The sequence below is a fragment of the Paratractidigestivibacter sp. genome (genome assembly GCF_963660155.1).
GTDB lineage: Bacteria > Actinomycetota > Coriobacteriia > Coriobacteriales > Atopobiaceae > Paratractidigestivibacter.
The window spans coordinates 1-16,227 of record NZ_CAVKWG010000004.1; the positions used below are offsets into that span (position 1 = coordinate 1).

General features: G+C 58.8%; 9 protein-coding genes and 1 pseudogene. 9 read left to right on the plus strand and 1 reads right to left on the minus strand.

The annotated features are described in order from the left end of the window. From U5709_RS10625 to U5709_RS00155, 4 genes and pseudogenes are all read left to right on the plus strand, one after another. A pseudogene (locus U5709_RS10625) lies at nt 1-124 on the plus strand (hypothetical protein); the annotation flags it as partial. A gap of 339 nt (nt 125-463) precedes the next feature. After that, entirely contained in the window at nt 464-2,080 is a 1,617-nt protein-coding gene (locus U5709_RS00145) for an N-acetylmuramoyl-L-alanine amidase (protein ID WP_321972434.1), read from the plus strand. Between the two features lie 125 nt (nt 2,081-2,205). Further along, a complete protein-coding gene (locus U5709_RS00150) occupies nt 2,206-3,168 on the plus strand; it encodes a glucosaminidase domain-containing protein (protein ID WP_321972498.1) in 963 nt (320 codons plus the stop codon). Then, nucleotides 3,165-4,514, plus strand: coding sequence for a transglutaminase domain-containing protein (locus U5709_RS00155; protein ID WP_321972499.1), 1,350 nt, complete (start codon nt 3,165-3,167; stop codon nt 4,512-4,514). The genes U5709_RS00150 and U5709_RS00155 overlap by 4 nt, the downstream gene beginning before the upstream one ends. A gap of 61 nt (nt 4,515-4,575) precedes the next feature. On the opposite strand, the gene U5709_RS00160 is transcribed toward U5709_RS00155, so the two are convergent. Continuing rightward, complete coding sequence (locus U5709_RS00160) at nt 4,576-6,993, minus strand: glycosyltransferase family 2 protein (protein WP_321972500.1); 2,418 nt, start codon at nt 6,991-6,993, stop codon at nt 4,576-4,578. 76 nt (nt 6,994-7,069) lie between these two features. Here U5709_RS00160 and U5709_RS00165 point away from each other — a divergent pair, with 76 nt between their 5' ends. From U5709_RS00165 to U5709_RS00185, 5 genes are all read left to right on the plus strand, one after another. Next, nucleotides 7,070-8,251 (plus strand): glycosyltransferase family 2 protein, encoded by a 1,182-nt coding sequence (locus U5709_RS00165; RefSeq protein WP_321972438.1) that lies wholly within the window; start codon nt 7,070-7,072, stop codon nt 8,249-8,251. Nucleotides 8,252-8,313: 62 nt separating this feature from the next. Continuing rightward, a complete protein-coding gene (locus tag U5709_RS00170) occupies nt 8,314-11,436 on the plus strand; it encodes a DUF4422 domain-containing protein (RefSeq protein ID WP_321972501.1) in 3,123 nt (1,040 codons plus the stop codon). A gap of 181 nt (nt 11,437-11,617) precedes the next feature. After that, on the plus strand, nt 11,618-13,432 hold the full coding sequence (locus U5709_RS00175; protein WP_321972502.1) for a glycosyltransferase family 2 protein: 1,815 nt from the start codon (nt 11,618-11,620) through the stop codon (nt 13,430-13,432). Between the two features lie 10 nt (nt 13,433-13,442). Continuing rightward, nucleotides 13,443-14,519, plus strand: a complete 1,077-nt coding sequence (locus tag U5709_RS00180; protein ID WP_321972503.1) for an acyltransferase family protein — start codon at nt 13,443-13,445, stop codon at nt 14,517-14,519. Continuing rightward, nucleotides 14,512-16,161: a hypothetical protein gene (locus U5709_RS00185; protein ID WP_321972504.1), complete on the plus strand. Its 1,650-nt coding sequence runs from the start codon at nt 14,512-14,514 to the stop codon at nt 16,159-16,161. The genes U5709_RS00180 and U5709_RS00185 overlap by 8 nt, the downstream gene beginning before the upstream one ends. The last annotated feature ends 66 nt before the right edge of the window (nt 16,162-16,227 follow it).

The following is a 16,227-nucleotide window of genomic DNA, read 5'->3' on the forward strand; positions in this document are numbered from 1 at the left end:
CCGCCAGTACAACCCCTATGCCACGACCGGCACCCACAACTACACGACCAGCAAGGCCGAGAACGACCACCTGGTCAGCCTCGGCTGGAGGGCCGAGGGCATCAGCTGGTACGGCGTGAAGTAGCGCAAAGACGACTCATTCACGAACGTTCGCTGTTGATCGTTGCACGCCGCTCAGGTAGTCTGCGCTCCATTGCTCGGCGTTTATAACATGGTTCAGTTCCCACGAAAGGGGGCGTATAGGGCAAATTGTGCGTCCCGATGAGGGCTGTCGACCTAGGCCGGCAGCCCTCATTTGCTGATCTGCGGTAACGCCTGGATGCACTGCCGATCAGCAAATGACGGTTCCGCGAATCTGCCTTATTCGCTATCGGCCTTCTCCTCTTCCTTAGTACTCGTGCTTGGCACCGGCTGGTCGTATACCATAGACAAGCTTTGAAAGTTCTATAGAAAGGCGATTACTGTGTCTATTTCCAGGCGAATTTTCCTTTCGGGCGCGGCTGCTGCGCCCGTTGCTCTCTCGGCCGCCACTGAGGCCCTCGGCGCAGAGGCGCACATCGTCTCTTCCGAGGACGTCATCGAGTTTGTTTACATCGACTCGGCGAGCCTTCCTGTGGGCGAGGAACAGCACATCGCGCTCGGTCTCGCGGCCGCGGCCGACGGCATCGCTACAGCCGAGCTCACGCTTCGCACCGAGGAGACGAGTGAGCTCACCGTCCTACCGCTCGCTAACGCCAGCGACTCCGCCGTGCTCTTCTCCTTTACGCCCGAGTCCGCCGCTACCTACTCGCTCTCGTCGCTTTCCTATACCGCGGGCGAGGCCTCGGCTGTTGTCGACTTCTCCGACTGCGCGAGCCCCGTGCGCACCTTCGCCGTGTGCGCGGCTTCGGAGGGCGAGGGCATGCTCACCAATGTGACCACCTTCAACGACGACGCCGCCGCCGAGCCGCAGACGGTTTGCGCCGATGAGGACGAGCTGCTCTCCGAGGAGGTCGACCTCACGACGCTTTCCGATGCCTCCGGCAACCTGTTGATCGCGCTTAACCCCGGCCACGGCGGCAACGATTCCGGCGCCACCTCCAACGGCGCCCGCGAGGCCGACATGACGTGGGCGATTTATCAGGCGTGCCGTGCCGAGCTCGAGCTCTATTCGGGCGTCAAGGTCTTCTGCACCCGCACCCAGAACGAGTGCCCGACCCTTCAGGAGCGTGTGAACCGCGCCAAGGGCGCCGGCTGCGACGCCTACGTGAGCTTGCACATCAACGCTTCCGGCGGCATCGGCGCCGAGGTCTACTATCCCTACAACTCGAGCTACAACAAGGACGCCTACACAGTTGGCAAGAGCCTTGCGGACTCCATTCTCTCCGAGCTCAACAAGCTCGGCATCAAGAACCGCGGCTCGAAGGTCCGCATTATCGATGAGGTTGGCAGGTACGGCTACGACTCCAACGGCGACGGCAAATACGACACGTATGCCGACTACTACGGCGACATCCGTTATTCGCGGCTCGCCGGCATGCCGGGCATCATCGTCGAGCACGCGTTCATCGACTCGTCTGACTACTACAACTACCTGAACACCACAGGCAAGCTCCAGGCGCTCGGCCGCGCCGACGCCACTGCCATCGCCAAGGTCTACGGCCTCTCAAAGGAGGCCGACGACCCGAACCGCATCAAGATGTATCGCCTGTACAACCGTTATACCGGCGAGCACTTCTACACGTCGAGCACCGCCGAGCGCGTGAATCTCATCGACTGCGGCTGGTCCTCCGAGGGCATCGCCTGGCGGGCGCCCAAGTCCGGCGATCCCGTGTACAGGCTCTACAACCCCAACGTCTCGGGCGGCGATCACCACTACACCACCTCCGCGGACGAGCTCATCGACCTGGTGAACAGGGACTGGAGGCATGAGGGAATCGGCTGGTACTCCGACAGCTCCAAGGCCGTCGCCGTCTATCGCCTCTACAACCCCAACGCCGTGACGGGTACCCACCACTACACCACGGACTCCGCCGAGCGCAACAGCCTCGTTGAGGCCGGGTGGAAGGACGAGGGCATCGGTTGGTACGGCGTCAAGTAGGAAGCGGTGACTTTATGCGCGTAAATAGGCTCTCTGCGTGTCTTGTAGCGGTTGTCTCGGCCGCGTGTGTGTTTTTGCTCCTTGCGGCAGAAACCGCCCTGGCGACCTCGAGCGGAAGCCAGGTAATGTATCGCCTGTACAACAAATACACCGGCGAGCACTTCTACACGGCTGATGCCGCCGAGAGGGACAACCTTGTCGAGGTCGGCTGGGACAACGAGGGCGAGGGCTGGGTCGCTCCCAAGAGATCGAGCACGCCGGTTTATCGCCTGTACAATAGCTACGTTGCCGGTGGGAACCACCACTACACGACGGATGCCAAGGAGAAGGCCGCCTGCATCGCCGCCGGCTGGACAGACGAGGGGATTGGCTGGTACTCGGACGACGCACATACGGCTTCGATTTATCGCGAGTACAACCCCAACGCAAAGACCGGCACCCACAACTACACGGGCGACAAGGATGAGCACGACTGGGTGGTCGCGCTCGGATGGCGCGACGAGGGCGTCGCGTGGTATGCGCTCGAGGTCAAGGAGCTTAAGGTCAACGTGAGCAACGCCGCCGACCGGACGAGCCACGCGATCATGGGCACGTCCCTTGCCACGGCGCAGCAGATGGCCGCGTATTATAAGTGGGTCGGCTACGCGTTCCCGTCCAGCACCTATGCGAGCAAGGGAGCGGCGAATATCGAGCAGTTCGCGCAGATCGCCTATGAGGAGGCCACGGCCGAGGGCGTGCGCGCGGAGGTCGTCTTCTGCCAGATGATGTGGGAGACGGGCTGGCTGCAGTTCGGCGGCGACGTGCTGCCCGAGCAGTGCAACTTCGGCGGCTTGGGAGCGACGGGCAACGGCGTGCGCGGCAACTCCTTCCCCGATGTGCGCACGGGCATCCGCGCGCAGGTGCAGCACCTTAAGGCGTATGCATCGACCGAGCCCTTGAACAACGCCTGCGTGGACTCGCGCTTCGGTTACGTGACCCGCGGCCGCGCCACGACTATCGAGGGCCTGAGCGGGACGTGGGCGGCGGACAAGATGTACGGGACCAGGATCTACAACATGGTCCAGGGCCTTCTGGAGTTTGGGGGATGATAATTAAGAAACTCATGAGCTGTCAAGCCGTCTTGCTGCTTCGCATTGGCCTTGCTGCATGCATGTTTACCTTGCTTGCGCTGGTTTTGCCGCGCGGTGCCGCGGCAGCGGAGGTGTCCGCGGGCCCCTCTCTTGAGGAAGTCGACTTTTCGCAGGTCCTCGACGCAAAGGACCCCGACGGCCTTGGGGTCATGCCGCTCGACTACGACGGCCAAGAATCCACCGACGCCAAGGTTCTTGCCCTCTACCAGCAGTTTCTTGGTGCTTTTGATGAGTGCGCCGCCAAAGTTGAGTTCCCCGAGGACGCGACCTGCGGCGAGGTGCGCCGCGCCTTCAGCCTCGCCGTGGCCAATGCCGAGTATTACTGGGTCGCGCCCAAGTACAGCCTCGAGTACGAGGACGCCAACAAGGACGACAAAGCCAACGACGACGAGCGGGCCGTCGATGCCAAGCTGCGCTACGTCGTGTCAGACACTTCCAAGATCCCGCAGATAAAGACGCAGGTAGAGGCTGCCGTTGCTAAGGGCCTTGCGCTGGTTGACGCAAAGACGATGAGCGATTATCAGATCGCGCTCAAGCTCCACGACTACGTCTTGTCTTGCTCCGCCTACGTGAACACGGGCGACAACTCTTGCTACACCCCGTACGGCGCGCTGGTCTGCGGCAAGGCCGTTTGCCAGGGCTACTCGCTCGCGTATAAGCTCCTGCTCAGGCGCACAGGCATGGAGTGCCTTTACGTCGTGAGCAAGGACATGAACCACAGCTGGAACCTCGTGCAGGTCGAGGGCGAGTGGTACCACGCGGACCTCACGTGGGACGAGACGGCCACGGACCACCACGAGTACTTCCTCAAGAGCGACAAGTCCTTCAAGTCGGGCCTCACACCGTCCCACTACGGTTGGACCACGGCGCACAAAACGCCCGACTACGATTACGCGCGCCCGATGTATCGCCTGTACAACAAGTACACGGGCAAGCGTTTCTACACTTCGAGCGCCGACGAGCGCGATTCGTTGACGAAGGTGGGATGGACCTCCGAGGACACGGGCTGGACGGCTCCCGCCAAGTCCGGGACGCCGGTTTATCGCCTGTACAACAGCTACGTAAAAGGCGGCGACCACCACTACACGACCAAAAAAGACGAGGTCGAGACCTGCAAGGCTGCCGGATGGACCGATGAAGGCATCGGCTGGTACTCGGCCGCCACCGATGGCGTCGCGGTGTATCGCACGTACAACCCGTTCGCCGTTACCGGCACGCACCACTACACCACTAAAGCCGACGAGCTCAAGAACATCGTCGCGGCCGGTTGGCGCGATGAGAAAATAGCCTGGTACGGGCTGTAAAGAGGGCCTGTGCCACAAGTAACGCTGCCCAGCTCCCACGAGGGGCCGGGCAGCGTCGGCTTTAGAAGTGATAATAGCGGGCCTCTGGGCACCTTGGAATAAGGTTGGGGTTGTAATAGGGGTCGCGATAGTTGAACTGCCTAGCGAAGCGCTGCTTGAATAGGGAGTCCTCAACTCGTAAGCGCCCTTGCCCCTCTATATCTTCATCGAACCCACGAGAGACGGATTCGTAGTGGTAGAGCTCTACATCCGGGAGGAAAACATTGAATTTTCCAAGCGCGAGCATCTTCAGGCAAAAATCGACATCATTGAAGGCGACGGCTAACTCTGTGTCGAACCCGCCAACCGAGTCGAACAGCTCCGCCGAGACCATGAGGCAGGCGCCCGTTACGGCAATAGCGTCGCGCTGGGTTACTGCGAGCCTGAAATAGGCCTCGTTCTCGCGGGGCATGCCACCGAAGGAGTGCGCGGCCCCGTCGGCGAAGACGACCCCAGCATGTTGAATTGTGTCATCCGGGTAATAGAGCTTTGCTCCTACGCAGCCAATCTCGGGGCGCGCGGCGTTGCCCACCATGCGTTCAATCCAGTCACAGGTGATTACCTCGGTGTCATTGTTGAGCAGCAGTAGATAATCGCCCTTCGCGTGACTTCGCCCAAGGTTTATGAGTTCCGAGAAGTTGAAACCTAGGCCTTTCCAGGTAATGACCTTAACACGCGGGTCTGACTCGAGCGATTTGTAGTAATCGAAGGTTTCCTGTTTACGGCTGTTGTTCTCGACGATTATGAGCTCGAAATTCACGTACGTGCTCTTTTCGAAAATCGACTCTACGCAGGCGCGCAGCAAATCAACGTGCTCGTAAGTAGGAACGATGATCGAAACGAGCGGCGTTGGCTCCGGCACGGCATAGGCCACATCGAACGTAAACGGTACCTTTCCATCGGTGACCTTCGCCTTGAGGCCCCTTCGGTCCATATGCGACTGTAAGGCCAGAACTCCGGCTTCGGTTGCGTAAGACTTGGCTTCGGCAGGTCCGGCAGTTGAATTTTCGCTAATTCGCCAGTGATAAAGCATCCGAGGTATGTGGCAAATGCGCTGTGCTCTCTCGATTACTTGCAACGTGGTGTTGTAGTCCTGAGCGCCATCATTTTCCTTGGTGTTCGGCTCGATCTGCGCGAGGATGCTCGTCCGCACGCATAGCATGTGGCAGATGTAGTTGCTGTTATAAAGCAGGTCGAGGTTGAAATCGGGCTTGAATGAGGGCTCACGATGCTTGCCGTCGGGCGCGATTTTATCCTCGTCGCAGTAGATGAGGTCGACAGCTCGATCGTTGTTAATGGCTTTAGCGTACTCGAAGAGGATATCCGGTTCGAGCAGGTCGTCGTGGTCGAAGAAACAGATGTAGTCGCCCGTGGCCTCGGCAATCCCAGCATTCGTGTTAAGTGAGATCCCGAGGTTCTTCTCGAGTTCAATTACTTTAATGCGCCTATCGCGCTCGGTAGCTTTGTCTATGCACGTTTTGAGCTCGAGATCGTTTGGCGTTGAGTTGACTAACACGCATTCCCAGTTGGCGTAGGACTGCGCCTCAACGGAAGTGATCATTTCCTCGAAAAAGCCTACGGGTGTTTTGTAGAGCGGAACGATGATGCTGAACTTCGGGTTGAGCTCAAACCTAACTTTCCTCTGGAGCCCGATTGTGTGTTTGGTTGTTCGATGGATACGGAACCATTCATCGTAGTAGGGATCCTCGCCGGCATTATTAAAGAAGAGGTTGTCGAGTTGCTGACGCATGGCGTCCCAACCGCTTTTGTTAAGGCGCTGTTGGATGAGAAGTCCCTCCTGGCCCTCCTCCCAGGCATATGCAATGAGGTCTTCTGCGTCCCACGGAACGTTGACGGTTACCGTGATTCGACGGTCGGGCGGGACTCCGGGACCCTCGGCTGGAAGCTTTGCCTCGCCCATCGGCGTGTAGTCGCTCGCCACGGGCGCGAGGTTCTCGGCGCGCAGCAGGACGAGGCGCAGCTTGCCGGGCTTTGCTCCGGGGAAGCGCAGCCGGATCCTGAACTTCATGCAGGTGGGGCAAGAAGTGACCTGCATCACCTTGAGGCTCGTCTCGGAGTGGTCGGCCGGGTGCGTCTCGTCGTAGCAGCGGATTTGCGCGCAGGCGTCCTTGTGCAGGCGATAGTTGATGCGAGACTGCCATTTGGCCGCCTCGAAATCGACGCCGTGCTGCTCGGTCTGGCCGACCTGTCCGCAGGAATCGACGGCGGCGAGCGTGTAGGAGGCCTCTTTGATCGGCAGGTCTGGGGTTACGGCGACGTACTCGCTGTTGCCGAGGTCGAAAAGCTCGCAGGGAAGCGGCGAGCCGCAGCCATCGGAGACCACGACGGCGAGGTGCTGGTCATCCTCAAGCCCCGTCACCTCCAGCTTCTCATAGATTTTCTCGCTTGCGCGGCAAAGGCCGAGGGAATTGATTTGCATCCGCTGTTCTTTCTCTCGCTTGCGTAGAGCAATCCCTATTATAAAAGAGGGCGTAAACCGTGGTCTGGAGAGTCTTATGACCCCTCGTTTCTCGATAATCATCCCGTACTACGACGGCCTTGCGCACATAGAGGAGGCCGTGCAGAGCGTCCTTGGGCAGGGGCGCGACGATGTGGAGGTCATTGTCGTCGATGATCGCGACCCTGGGCTCACAGGCGATGCCTTGGACACGATGTTCCCCAATGCGCCGCAGGTCAAAGTCGTGCACCGCTCGCAGAACGGCGGGACGCTCCGCGCTCGCCGAGACGGCGTGCTTGCGTCGGCTGGCGACTCTGTGCTGCTGCTCGACCAGGACGACGCGCTTGCCGAGGGTTCTCTTGCCGCCATCGACGGCGCTTTGGCCGATTCTCCCGTCGACATCCTGCACTTCGGTGCCCGCGTCGTGGCCGAGACCGGCGACGCCGCCGCCGCTCGTGACGGCATGGAGAGCTTCCTCACGCCGCCTGCGCGCGAGCTCGCGGGGGACGAGATCTTGGTGCGGCAGTTCGCTTTCGAGGACGGCTTCGACTGGCACGTGCACCACAAGGCGTATCGGGGCGACTTTGCCCGCGCCTGCTGGGGCCGCGCCGCCGACGTTGAGCTCACCCTTTCCGATGACCTCTACCTGAGCTTTATTCTCTCGTCGTCGGCTAAGACCTACCGTGCGGTGGGGGAGGCCTGGTACGTGTACCACCTCGGCCGCGGCGAGACCATGGCCGGCAACTATACCGTCGACAAGCTCGCGCGCGTGAGCAGGCTCGACTCCCGTGCGCTCTCGCTTCTTTGCGACTACGTCGCTCGCCCCGACGTCGCCTCCGCGCGAAGCGATTGGGCGGCACGGCTCGCCGACGTCCGCGACCACCTCATCGAGCACGTGGCCAACGAGATGGCCGACGGCCTTTCGCTGTCCGAGTGCCCCGGCGCCATCGAGCGCATCGAAGGCGACTGGGAACCTGATGCGTTGGCCGGCGAGCTCTGGCGTTTTGTCCGCGACCGCGCCTACGCGCTCTACGATTCCGGCGCCTATCCGAAGAAGGATGACGACCTCTATGCCCTTCTTGATCAGGTTGAGGCCGTCGATGCGCACGTCTGCGGGGAGGGCTCCGAACGTTACCGCTTCATGCGCGACGCCGCCCGCCGCCACCTTGCCGACATCGAGACCATCGCTCCCGCTTCACGTAAGCTCTGGCGAAAACTCGTCCAGCGTGTATGCGGTTAACGGGCGCGATATACTAATAAACTCTTGTGAAGACACCGTCCGCCTCGAGAAAGGCTTTCGTCGTGCCGACTTTCTCCGTAGTTGTTACCGCATACAAGAACAGCGAGTATCTTCCCGCTTGCCTGCAGAGCCTCGCCAACCAGACGTTCAGCGACTGGGAATGCGTCGTCGTCAACGACGCGAGCCCTGATGATACGAGCGCCGTGGCGCATCGCTTTGCGGATGCCGATGCGCGCTTCCGCGTGCTCGACCTCGCGAATAACGTCGGCCTGCACCTCGCTCGCCGCGCCGGCGTGGCCGAGTGCGCGGGCGACTACGTCATCTTCCTGGACGCGGACGACGACTTCTCGTCCGACGGACTGCAGCAGCTTGCCTGCGCGTTGAACGAGCGTCCTGCCGACATCGCGCACTTCGGCATCAGCGTTATCGCCGACGGTGCGACGCCCGAGGCCTGCGAGGGCTTTGAGAAGAACGTGAACGGCGAGCAGGCCGATTGGGGCCATGACGAGCTCATGACCTCGGTGTTCGTTGCCGATGGCGGCTATCTTCAGGACTGGCGCGTCACGCAGCGAGCCTACAAGCTGCAGCTTGCCCGTGAGGCCTTCGCCGCCATGACCGATGAGCGCCTCGAGCGCGCGGAGGACTGCTACGAGTTCTTCGTGCTTGCCGACAAGGCGGCTTCGCAGGTCACGGTCAACGACGTGCGGCTCCTTAACTACCACTTCGGCCGCGGCGTGACGGGCACGAGCGGCATCGATGCCGATACGTTCGCCCGCTTCTGCAAGCAGTTCCGCGCCTGCATGGACGCGACGGATGCCTACGCCGATGCCCATGGCCTGCAGGCTTTTGCCGCTGGTGCCAAGTCAAAACTGCTCGACCTGCTCATGAACGATTGGCAGACGCGCGTCTCGAATGCCGATAAAAAGGCTGTCGCTGGCCTGGCGGCAGACGAGCTCGGCCACGATGCTATTGCCACACAGCTCATGCGTCTGGCGCGTGACGTCGCTTACGCCGCTTACGTCGGCGGAGTCCCTGTAAATGAAGACTCGTACTGTTTCCGCCTCTTTTTCTTGGGAGAGGATATCGAAAGGCGAGGCGGAGAGGGCCTCTCCGTTGAGTATCGGTCCATGCGTGAGACGGCTCGCGGCCACCTCTTCGACCTCGAGCGCATCAATGGCTTTGCCGCCTCGACCGCGGCCGACGCGCCTACGCTCAGCATGGCCTCCGCCTACGAGGCCGAGGACGTCCGCATCTTCGTGACCACGCACAAGAACGTCGACCTCTTCCACAGCAACGTGCTGCAACCGGTCCAGGTGGGCGCCTGCTCGCCTCGACGCCGCCTGCTATGGGCTTATCAAGACGACACGGGCAACAACATCTCCGCGCAGAACGCGATGTATTGCGAGCTCACGACCCAGTACTGGGCCTGGAAGAACGCGGACGCCAAGTATTACGGCTTCTGCCACTATCGCCGCTACTTCGATTTCTCCGACGTCGAGCACGAGGAGAACCCCTATGGCGAGGTCATGGAGGGCGAGAAGATCGGCTGGGGGACCCGCGCCCGCTACGGCCTGGACGACGACTCCATCCGTGCCGCCATCGAGGGCTACGACGTCGTGACCACGGGCGTCAAGGACCTCCGTGACTTCCCGGAGCACTACGAGAGCACGTACGACCACTACAGCCGCGCGCCGTACCTCAAGATCGCCGATCTCGACCGCGTGATCGAGATCCTCAAGGAGCTGCAACCCGACTACGCCGCCGATGCCGACGCCTACCTCGCGGGGCATCTCACCTGCTTCTGCAACATGTACATCATGCGCCGCGAGCTTTTCTTCCGCTACTGCGAGTGGATGTTTCCCATCCTCGAGAGGTTCATCGCCGGCTGGGACACGGCGCTTCTCTCGCACGAGGCGCTGCGCACGCCGGGCCACCTCTCCGAGCGTCTCTTCAACATTTGGCTTGCCCACGAGAAGCGAGTGAACCCCGTGCTTAAGCACAGGCAGGTCCAGTGCGTCCACTTCGAGCAGCCCGACCATGCGAGCGAGCCGCGCCTGGAGTGCGCCGACGGCCAGGGCAAGCCTGTCGTGCCAGTCGTCTTCGCCGCGGATATCAACTACGTTCCCATGGTCACCACCGCCGTCTATTCCATGCTCGTCAACGCGTCTAAGGATTGTTTCTACGACGTCTATATCCTCGAGAGGGACATCGGTCCTTACTACAGCCGCCTTCTGGACGACTTCTTCGCTAGCTTTGAGAACGCGAGCGTCCGCTGCGTAAACGTCGACGGCTATGTGGGCGACCTCAACCTGCAGACCAGCAACGGGCACATCTCCGTTGAGACCTACTACCGTTTCCTCATCCAGGAGATCCTGCCGAGCTACGATAAGGTCGTCTACCTCGACAGCGACCTCATCGTGCAGGGCGACGTGTCCGAGCTCTTCTCGGTCGAGCTGGGCGAAAACCTCATAGCAGCCGCGCGCGATATTGACTATTTGGGCAACCTCAACATGAGCGATGGCGAGCGCATGAAGTATTCCCGCGAGGTGCTCGGGCTCGTCGAGCCTTACGGTTACTTCCAGGCCGGCGTCCTCGTGCTGAACACCGCCGAGATGCGCAAGCTCTACCCGTTCCAGAAGTGGCTCGAGATTGCCGCCGAACCCAAGTACATCTACGACGACCAGGACATCCTGAACGCCCGCTGCCAGGGCCGCGTCGTGTACCTGGACAACGCCTGGAACGTGATGAACGACTGCTGCGGTCGCATCGCCAAAGTGTTCACGCATGCGCCTGCCGACGTCTTCGATGCCTTCACGGCGGCTTATAGGCGCCCCAAGATTCTGCATTACGCCGGCTTCCAGAAGCCGTGGAAGCCCGGTCCTTGCGATCTCGGCGAGTTCTTCTGGATGTATGCGCGCGAGACCCCATTCTACGAGCGGCTTCTTGGTATGCACCACATGAACCGTATTGAGGCTCAGGACCGTGAGGACGCTGCGTATCGAGAGATGGATCGCCGCGAGAGCGAGCTTCGCCAAGAGCTGGAGCACAAGCAAGACATCGCTGACTCGGGACGGCTAATTTCTGAGGGCAACGTTGTACGCGGCGCCGTCGATGCGCTTCTTCCTCAGGGGTCGCAGCGCCGCGAGGCTGTCAAATCCGCGGTTCGCAAGCTACGGGGCAAATGAGACGCTGCTTCCATATAGAGGAATCTGACGGAATGCGCATGCGTTTCTCAGTGACAATGTGTATGTTGCTTTAAACTTGCTCCTGTATGACCGAATTTGTATTGGAGTTTTACGGATGATCAACTTCAAGATCGCAAACATTCTGCTTTCCGAGGACCCGCAGTTCCTTGGCTCCCCCCACATGCTTTGTCGCTCTACCAAGCCATTTGTTCATATTCAAGACGGGAACTGGTGCCTTAAAGGTGCCGGCAAGCACGATTTCACCACGTTCTTCAATGCACTATCCATTAAGAAGTGGCGCAAGTACAGCTTTGCCGAAAAGTTCGGTTTGCACTTTGAGGTCCGAGGATCGGCGTGCAGCGTCTACCAGACGCGTGCGGGTGCCTTCAGCTACTACTCCGATGCCGTCGAGGGTACTGTGAGGAAGATCGAGGCCTCCGCAGATTGGCAGACCGTCGACTTCGAAATCGTTGAGGGCCCAAGCGACGTCATTGTGGCGTTCGCTATTGAGTGTGAGGGCGACGTGCAGTTCCGCGGCGGCTACTATTACGCCATGGTCGAGCGGGAGCAGGTCCGCGAAGTCGAGCTCGCACTTTGTACCACAACCTTCAAGAAAGAAGACTTCATCACTCGAAATATCGGCCTCGTCAAGGATCAGATTCTTGGTAGTGACGATGCCATCGCCGGCCACTTCCATATGCACGTGGTAGACAATGGCCGCACGCTCGACGTCGAGGCACTCGACAGCGACGGCGTGAGTGTTCATCCCAACGACAATGCCGGTGGCGCGGGTGGCTTCGCGCGCGGCATGATCGAGGCCATGGAGTCCAACCCGAAGGCAACGCACGCTCTTCTTATGGACGACGACGTGCTGATTTCGCCGGAGAGCATCATCAGGACATTCAATTTGCTTAGCCTGGTGAATGACGAGTACAAGGACGCATTCATTTCCGGCGCAATGATGAACATGGACGAGCCGTACGTTCGCTGGGAGGAGATGGGCTACATCGGTCGGGAGGGCGCGTTCCATCCTATCAAGCCTGTCGCTCGCATGGATGTGCTTCACGACGTTGTGGCTAACGAAACCTTTGATATTCCTACCTATATTTCTGACTGCGTTGACCAAGAGCAGCACTATGCTGCTTGGTGGTACTGCGTTATCCCGATGACTCAGATTGAGAAGCACGGCTTACCGGTTCCGGTTTTCGTGCGCGGTGACGACGTGGAGTATAGCCGTCGTTGTAAGCCGAAGTTCATCACGATGAACAGCATCTGCATCTGGCACCTCTCGTTCCGCATGCGCTATAACGCGGCTCAGGAGCGATACCAGATGACGCGCAACTGTCTTATCGATCAGTTCGCAAGCAACTTTGCACCCATGAGCGACTTTGCCGCTCAGATTCGCGGTGCCTTTAACCTTGAGCTCTCCAAGTTCAACTATGCCAATGCCGAGCTTGTGCTCCAGGGCATCGAAGACTTTCTCAAGGGCCCGGAGTGGATTATGCAGCCGGTTGCGCAGAAGGCTTTTATGGACGCGAACAAGAACGCCGAGAAACTGCGCCCCATCGATGAGCTGCGTGGCGAGCTTGTCGAGCTAGGCGTAGATGTCGACGGTTTGACCGACTGGAAAATCTTCCGCGACCGCCCCCTCGACGGTCGCAGCGGCAAGAAGTACGCGATTACCCGAAACGGCAACCGCTCCTTCGGCAAGGTTACCGAGGACGGCAAGGTTGTGGTCATCGACAATGTGGGCTGGGCTGAGCCCATTGGCAAGCTCTACGGTGCTGAGTATATCGTCGCCGTCGACATTACTAACGGCAAAGCCGTTATCCGCCACAAGGACGCAGCTAAGTTCCAGGAGCTCGAGAAGCGCTATCAGGCCGATAAGGCCGATTACCGCAAGCGTTACGACGAACTCAAGCGCGCGTACTCTGAGGCGCTTCCCAAGATGACCTCTGTTGCTTTCTGGAAGAAGTACCTGGGACTTTCCGACTAGGTGGTCAGTTTTGACTCAGCGTATCAAGGCTTTTGACGTAGCCAAGTCCGTAGCCCTAGCGGCCGTAATCATTGGCCATACGGCAATTAGATTCCAAAGTGGGAGCGCGAGCGCCAGCAAGGTTGTGGCGCTTGCGTTCACCTTTCATTTACCGTTGTTTTTTATCGTGAGCGGATACTTTCTGCATACAGACAAACCGTTTGATTGTGGAAGAGAAGCAAGAAGTCTCTTGAGGCCGTATGCGATTGGCGCCGGCGCTGTTGTGGTTGGCTCCTGCGTCTCCAATTTGGTTCTACGCGACCAGGGTTCAACCCTACAGCTCTTTAAGGACTGGCTATCGGCTGCGGTTTACGGCGCGGGGGATATTGCGGGCGAGGGGCTTGCTGTTTGGCCTCAGGTGTATCGCATCGGCGGGATCTGGTTCCTTCTTGCGTTGTTTTGGGCGCGTTTATTCACCATCTTCGGCTTCAAGACAAAGGCAGCACCTCTGGTCAGCGTCATCTGTTTTTTGCTCGGGTGGTGTTCCGCTAAATACATCTACTTGCCTTTTGATATTCAATGCGGCCTTTGTGCCGTGCCGTTCGTTACGCTCGGTGCGTATGCGCGCCGATACAGCCTTTTTGATCGCGGAGCTATGCACCCCATTGTTTGGGTTATTTTCGCCGGAATTTGGGTGTGGGCTTTTGTCGGCTACGAGGGGTTCTCAATGGCAATGTGCGGTTACGGAAACACGCCCCTCGCATTTGTGCGCAACGTGTCAGGAGCGGTTGCTGGGTCTTTCTGCGTAATCGGACTCTGCTGCGCACTCGAAAGGGGGCCGGTGGGCAAAACAGGGTTCTGGTGCCTCTTGGCCAGGCTCGGGACCATTACGCTCGTCGCGCTCTGTGTGCACATTTTTGAGGACGATGTGCTCCGATGGGGCCTTATTGTTGACACGATGAGCCGAGCGCCAATCCAGGGCTCATGGGCTCTTCTGGCTGTCGCACGTTGTGTGGCGGACTTTATGGTTGCCTACGTTATTAGCTCGGCGGCTCCTTGTTTCTCCGGGGCGCTTGGGCATCTTAAGGCGATGAGAGCCGTTGAGTAACCTAAAGCATTTCTGTGAAACTCCGGCCCAAAAGCAAAAGGTACCCGCGCTCGACACGTTGGCAAACCTAGGGGCCTTCCTGCTCTTGACTTTCTCGACGCTGTTTCTTGCTGTCGTCTTTTCGCTTTCGTTTGCTTGTACGGGACTTATATACGATCCCGAAGAGGAGACCCAAACCCTAAGCTGGCTCTTTTCTGCGGATTGGCCCGCCCCGGCATCTGGCATCCTCTGTGCCGCGGTATTTCTTGCGGTGCTTCTACTTTTGGGTAAGGTTTGCTCGCGTTGTCCCGAAAGGGTTGTCTTTACCACGGTCATGGTGATTACCACGACGTTTTCCGTGTGGTGGGTTGTGCGTCAGAATGCCGTTGACTCCGGGTTCGCAGACTCGCAGCGCCTTCTGGCCTATGCGTCTTCCGCTGCAAAGGGTGACTGGTCTCTGTTTGTGAACGAGGGCGCAGCCACGCTCAGCAACCTTGATGGCAACGCCTATGTTTACTTCTCGTACTATCCCTATCAATGCGGCATTTTCTGTTACTTCTACCTTATCTATAAGCTTGTGGGGGATTTCTACGCGTTTTTGACCCTGCAGCTGATCAATGTGGCTTTCAACGAGCTCTCCTTGGCCTTGGTCTATGCGATGGGTAGAACCTTCCTGAAGACGTCCGAAAGCCGAACCCGTCTGGCATTACTCCTGCTATTTTGCTTGCCTATGCAGCTTTCGGCCGGTTTCGTTTACGGAAATAGCATTGGATTCGGTTTCGGGGTCTTGTTCTTATATCTTCAGCTTCGGGCGCTCCTGGCCAAGAGCATGCCTTCCCGGGCTTCTCTTATTGGTCTATCGTTTGTGCCCCTCGCGCTAATGATGATCATTAAGAGCACGTTCATCCTTTTTGGTGTTGCGGCCGCTATTGCATGGCTCTATGCCGCTCTTAAGGAACGTAATCCCCTGCCGCTGATTTTATTGTGCATCTGTATTGTTATTTCTTCGAGACTCTCCGTGATTCCGACCAGGCTGGTAGAAACCAAGACGGGCAACGATTTTGGTGATGGCATGCCTAAGATTTCTTGGATCATGCTAGGTACCGAGACAAGCGAGAACTGCGGGATGGCTGGCTGGTGGGATACTCGGGCTGCGGAGATCTATGTCAAAAGTGGGGGAGAGGTCAGCAAGCAGTCCCAGATGGCGACCGAGCAATTAGTGTCGAATATTTCGGGATTTGCTAGCGATCCTCTTGGATGCGTGACTTTCTTTGCTGAGAAGCTGGCCTCCGAGTGGGCGGAGCCTACCTTCTGCTCGGTGACTTACTCCAACTTTAATATTGTGCGTTACACGAACGATTACTACGATGCCTATGGCGCTTTGGGGGCAACGTCCCCCGGCGGTGTATGGACGTCGTTTATGGATGGGTACCAGCTCGTTATCTATGGACTCGCTCTTGTTGCGTTCGTCGGTTCGTTCGCATTTGGGGGCACCCACGACCTTGGAAGGCTACTCTTTGCGGCTGTGTTCTTCACTGGTTTTGGTTGCTATTTGCTTTGGGAGGCAAAGAGCGTATACGTTATGCCGTTTTTTTATCTGCTCATGCCGTTTAGCGCTGCAGGTGCGGATAGGTTATGTTTTCGGCGAGGGATAGGTCGGTAAACATTCACAAATTGAGTTCGGTAACGAGTTCTCGTTATTTTCGATAAATCGAAACCAATGGCTATG

Bases quoted from the DNA above. Each gene is read 5' to 3' on its own strand.
- U5709_RS00165 (WP_321972438.1), top strand. From the start codon at position 7,070: ATGACCCCTCGTTTCTCGATAATCATCCCGTACTACGACGGCCTTGCG.
- U5709_RS00155 (WP_321972499.1), top strand. From the start codon at position 3,165: ATGATAATTAAGAAACTCATGAGCTGTCAAGCCGTCTTGCTGCTTCGC.
- U5709_RS00150 (WP_321972498.1), top strand. From the start codon at position 2,206: ATGTATCGCCTGTACAACAAATACACCGGCGAGCACTTCTACACGGCT.
- U5709_RS00175 (WP_321972502.1), top strand. From the start codon at position 11,618: ATGCTTTGTCGCTCTACCAAGCCATTTGTTCATATTCAAGACGGGAAC.
- U5709_RS00160 (WP_321972500.1), bottom strand. From the start codon at position 6,993: ATGCAAATCAATTCCCTCGGCCTTTGCCGCGCAAGCGAGAAAATCTAT.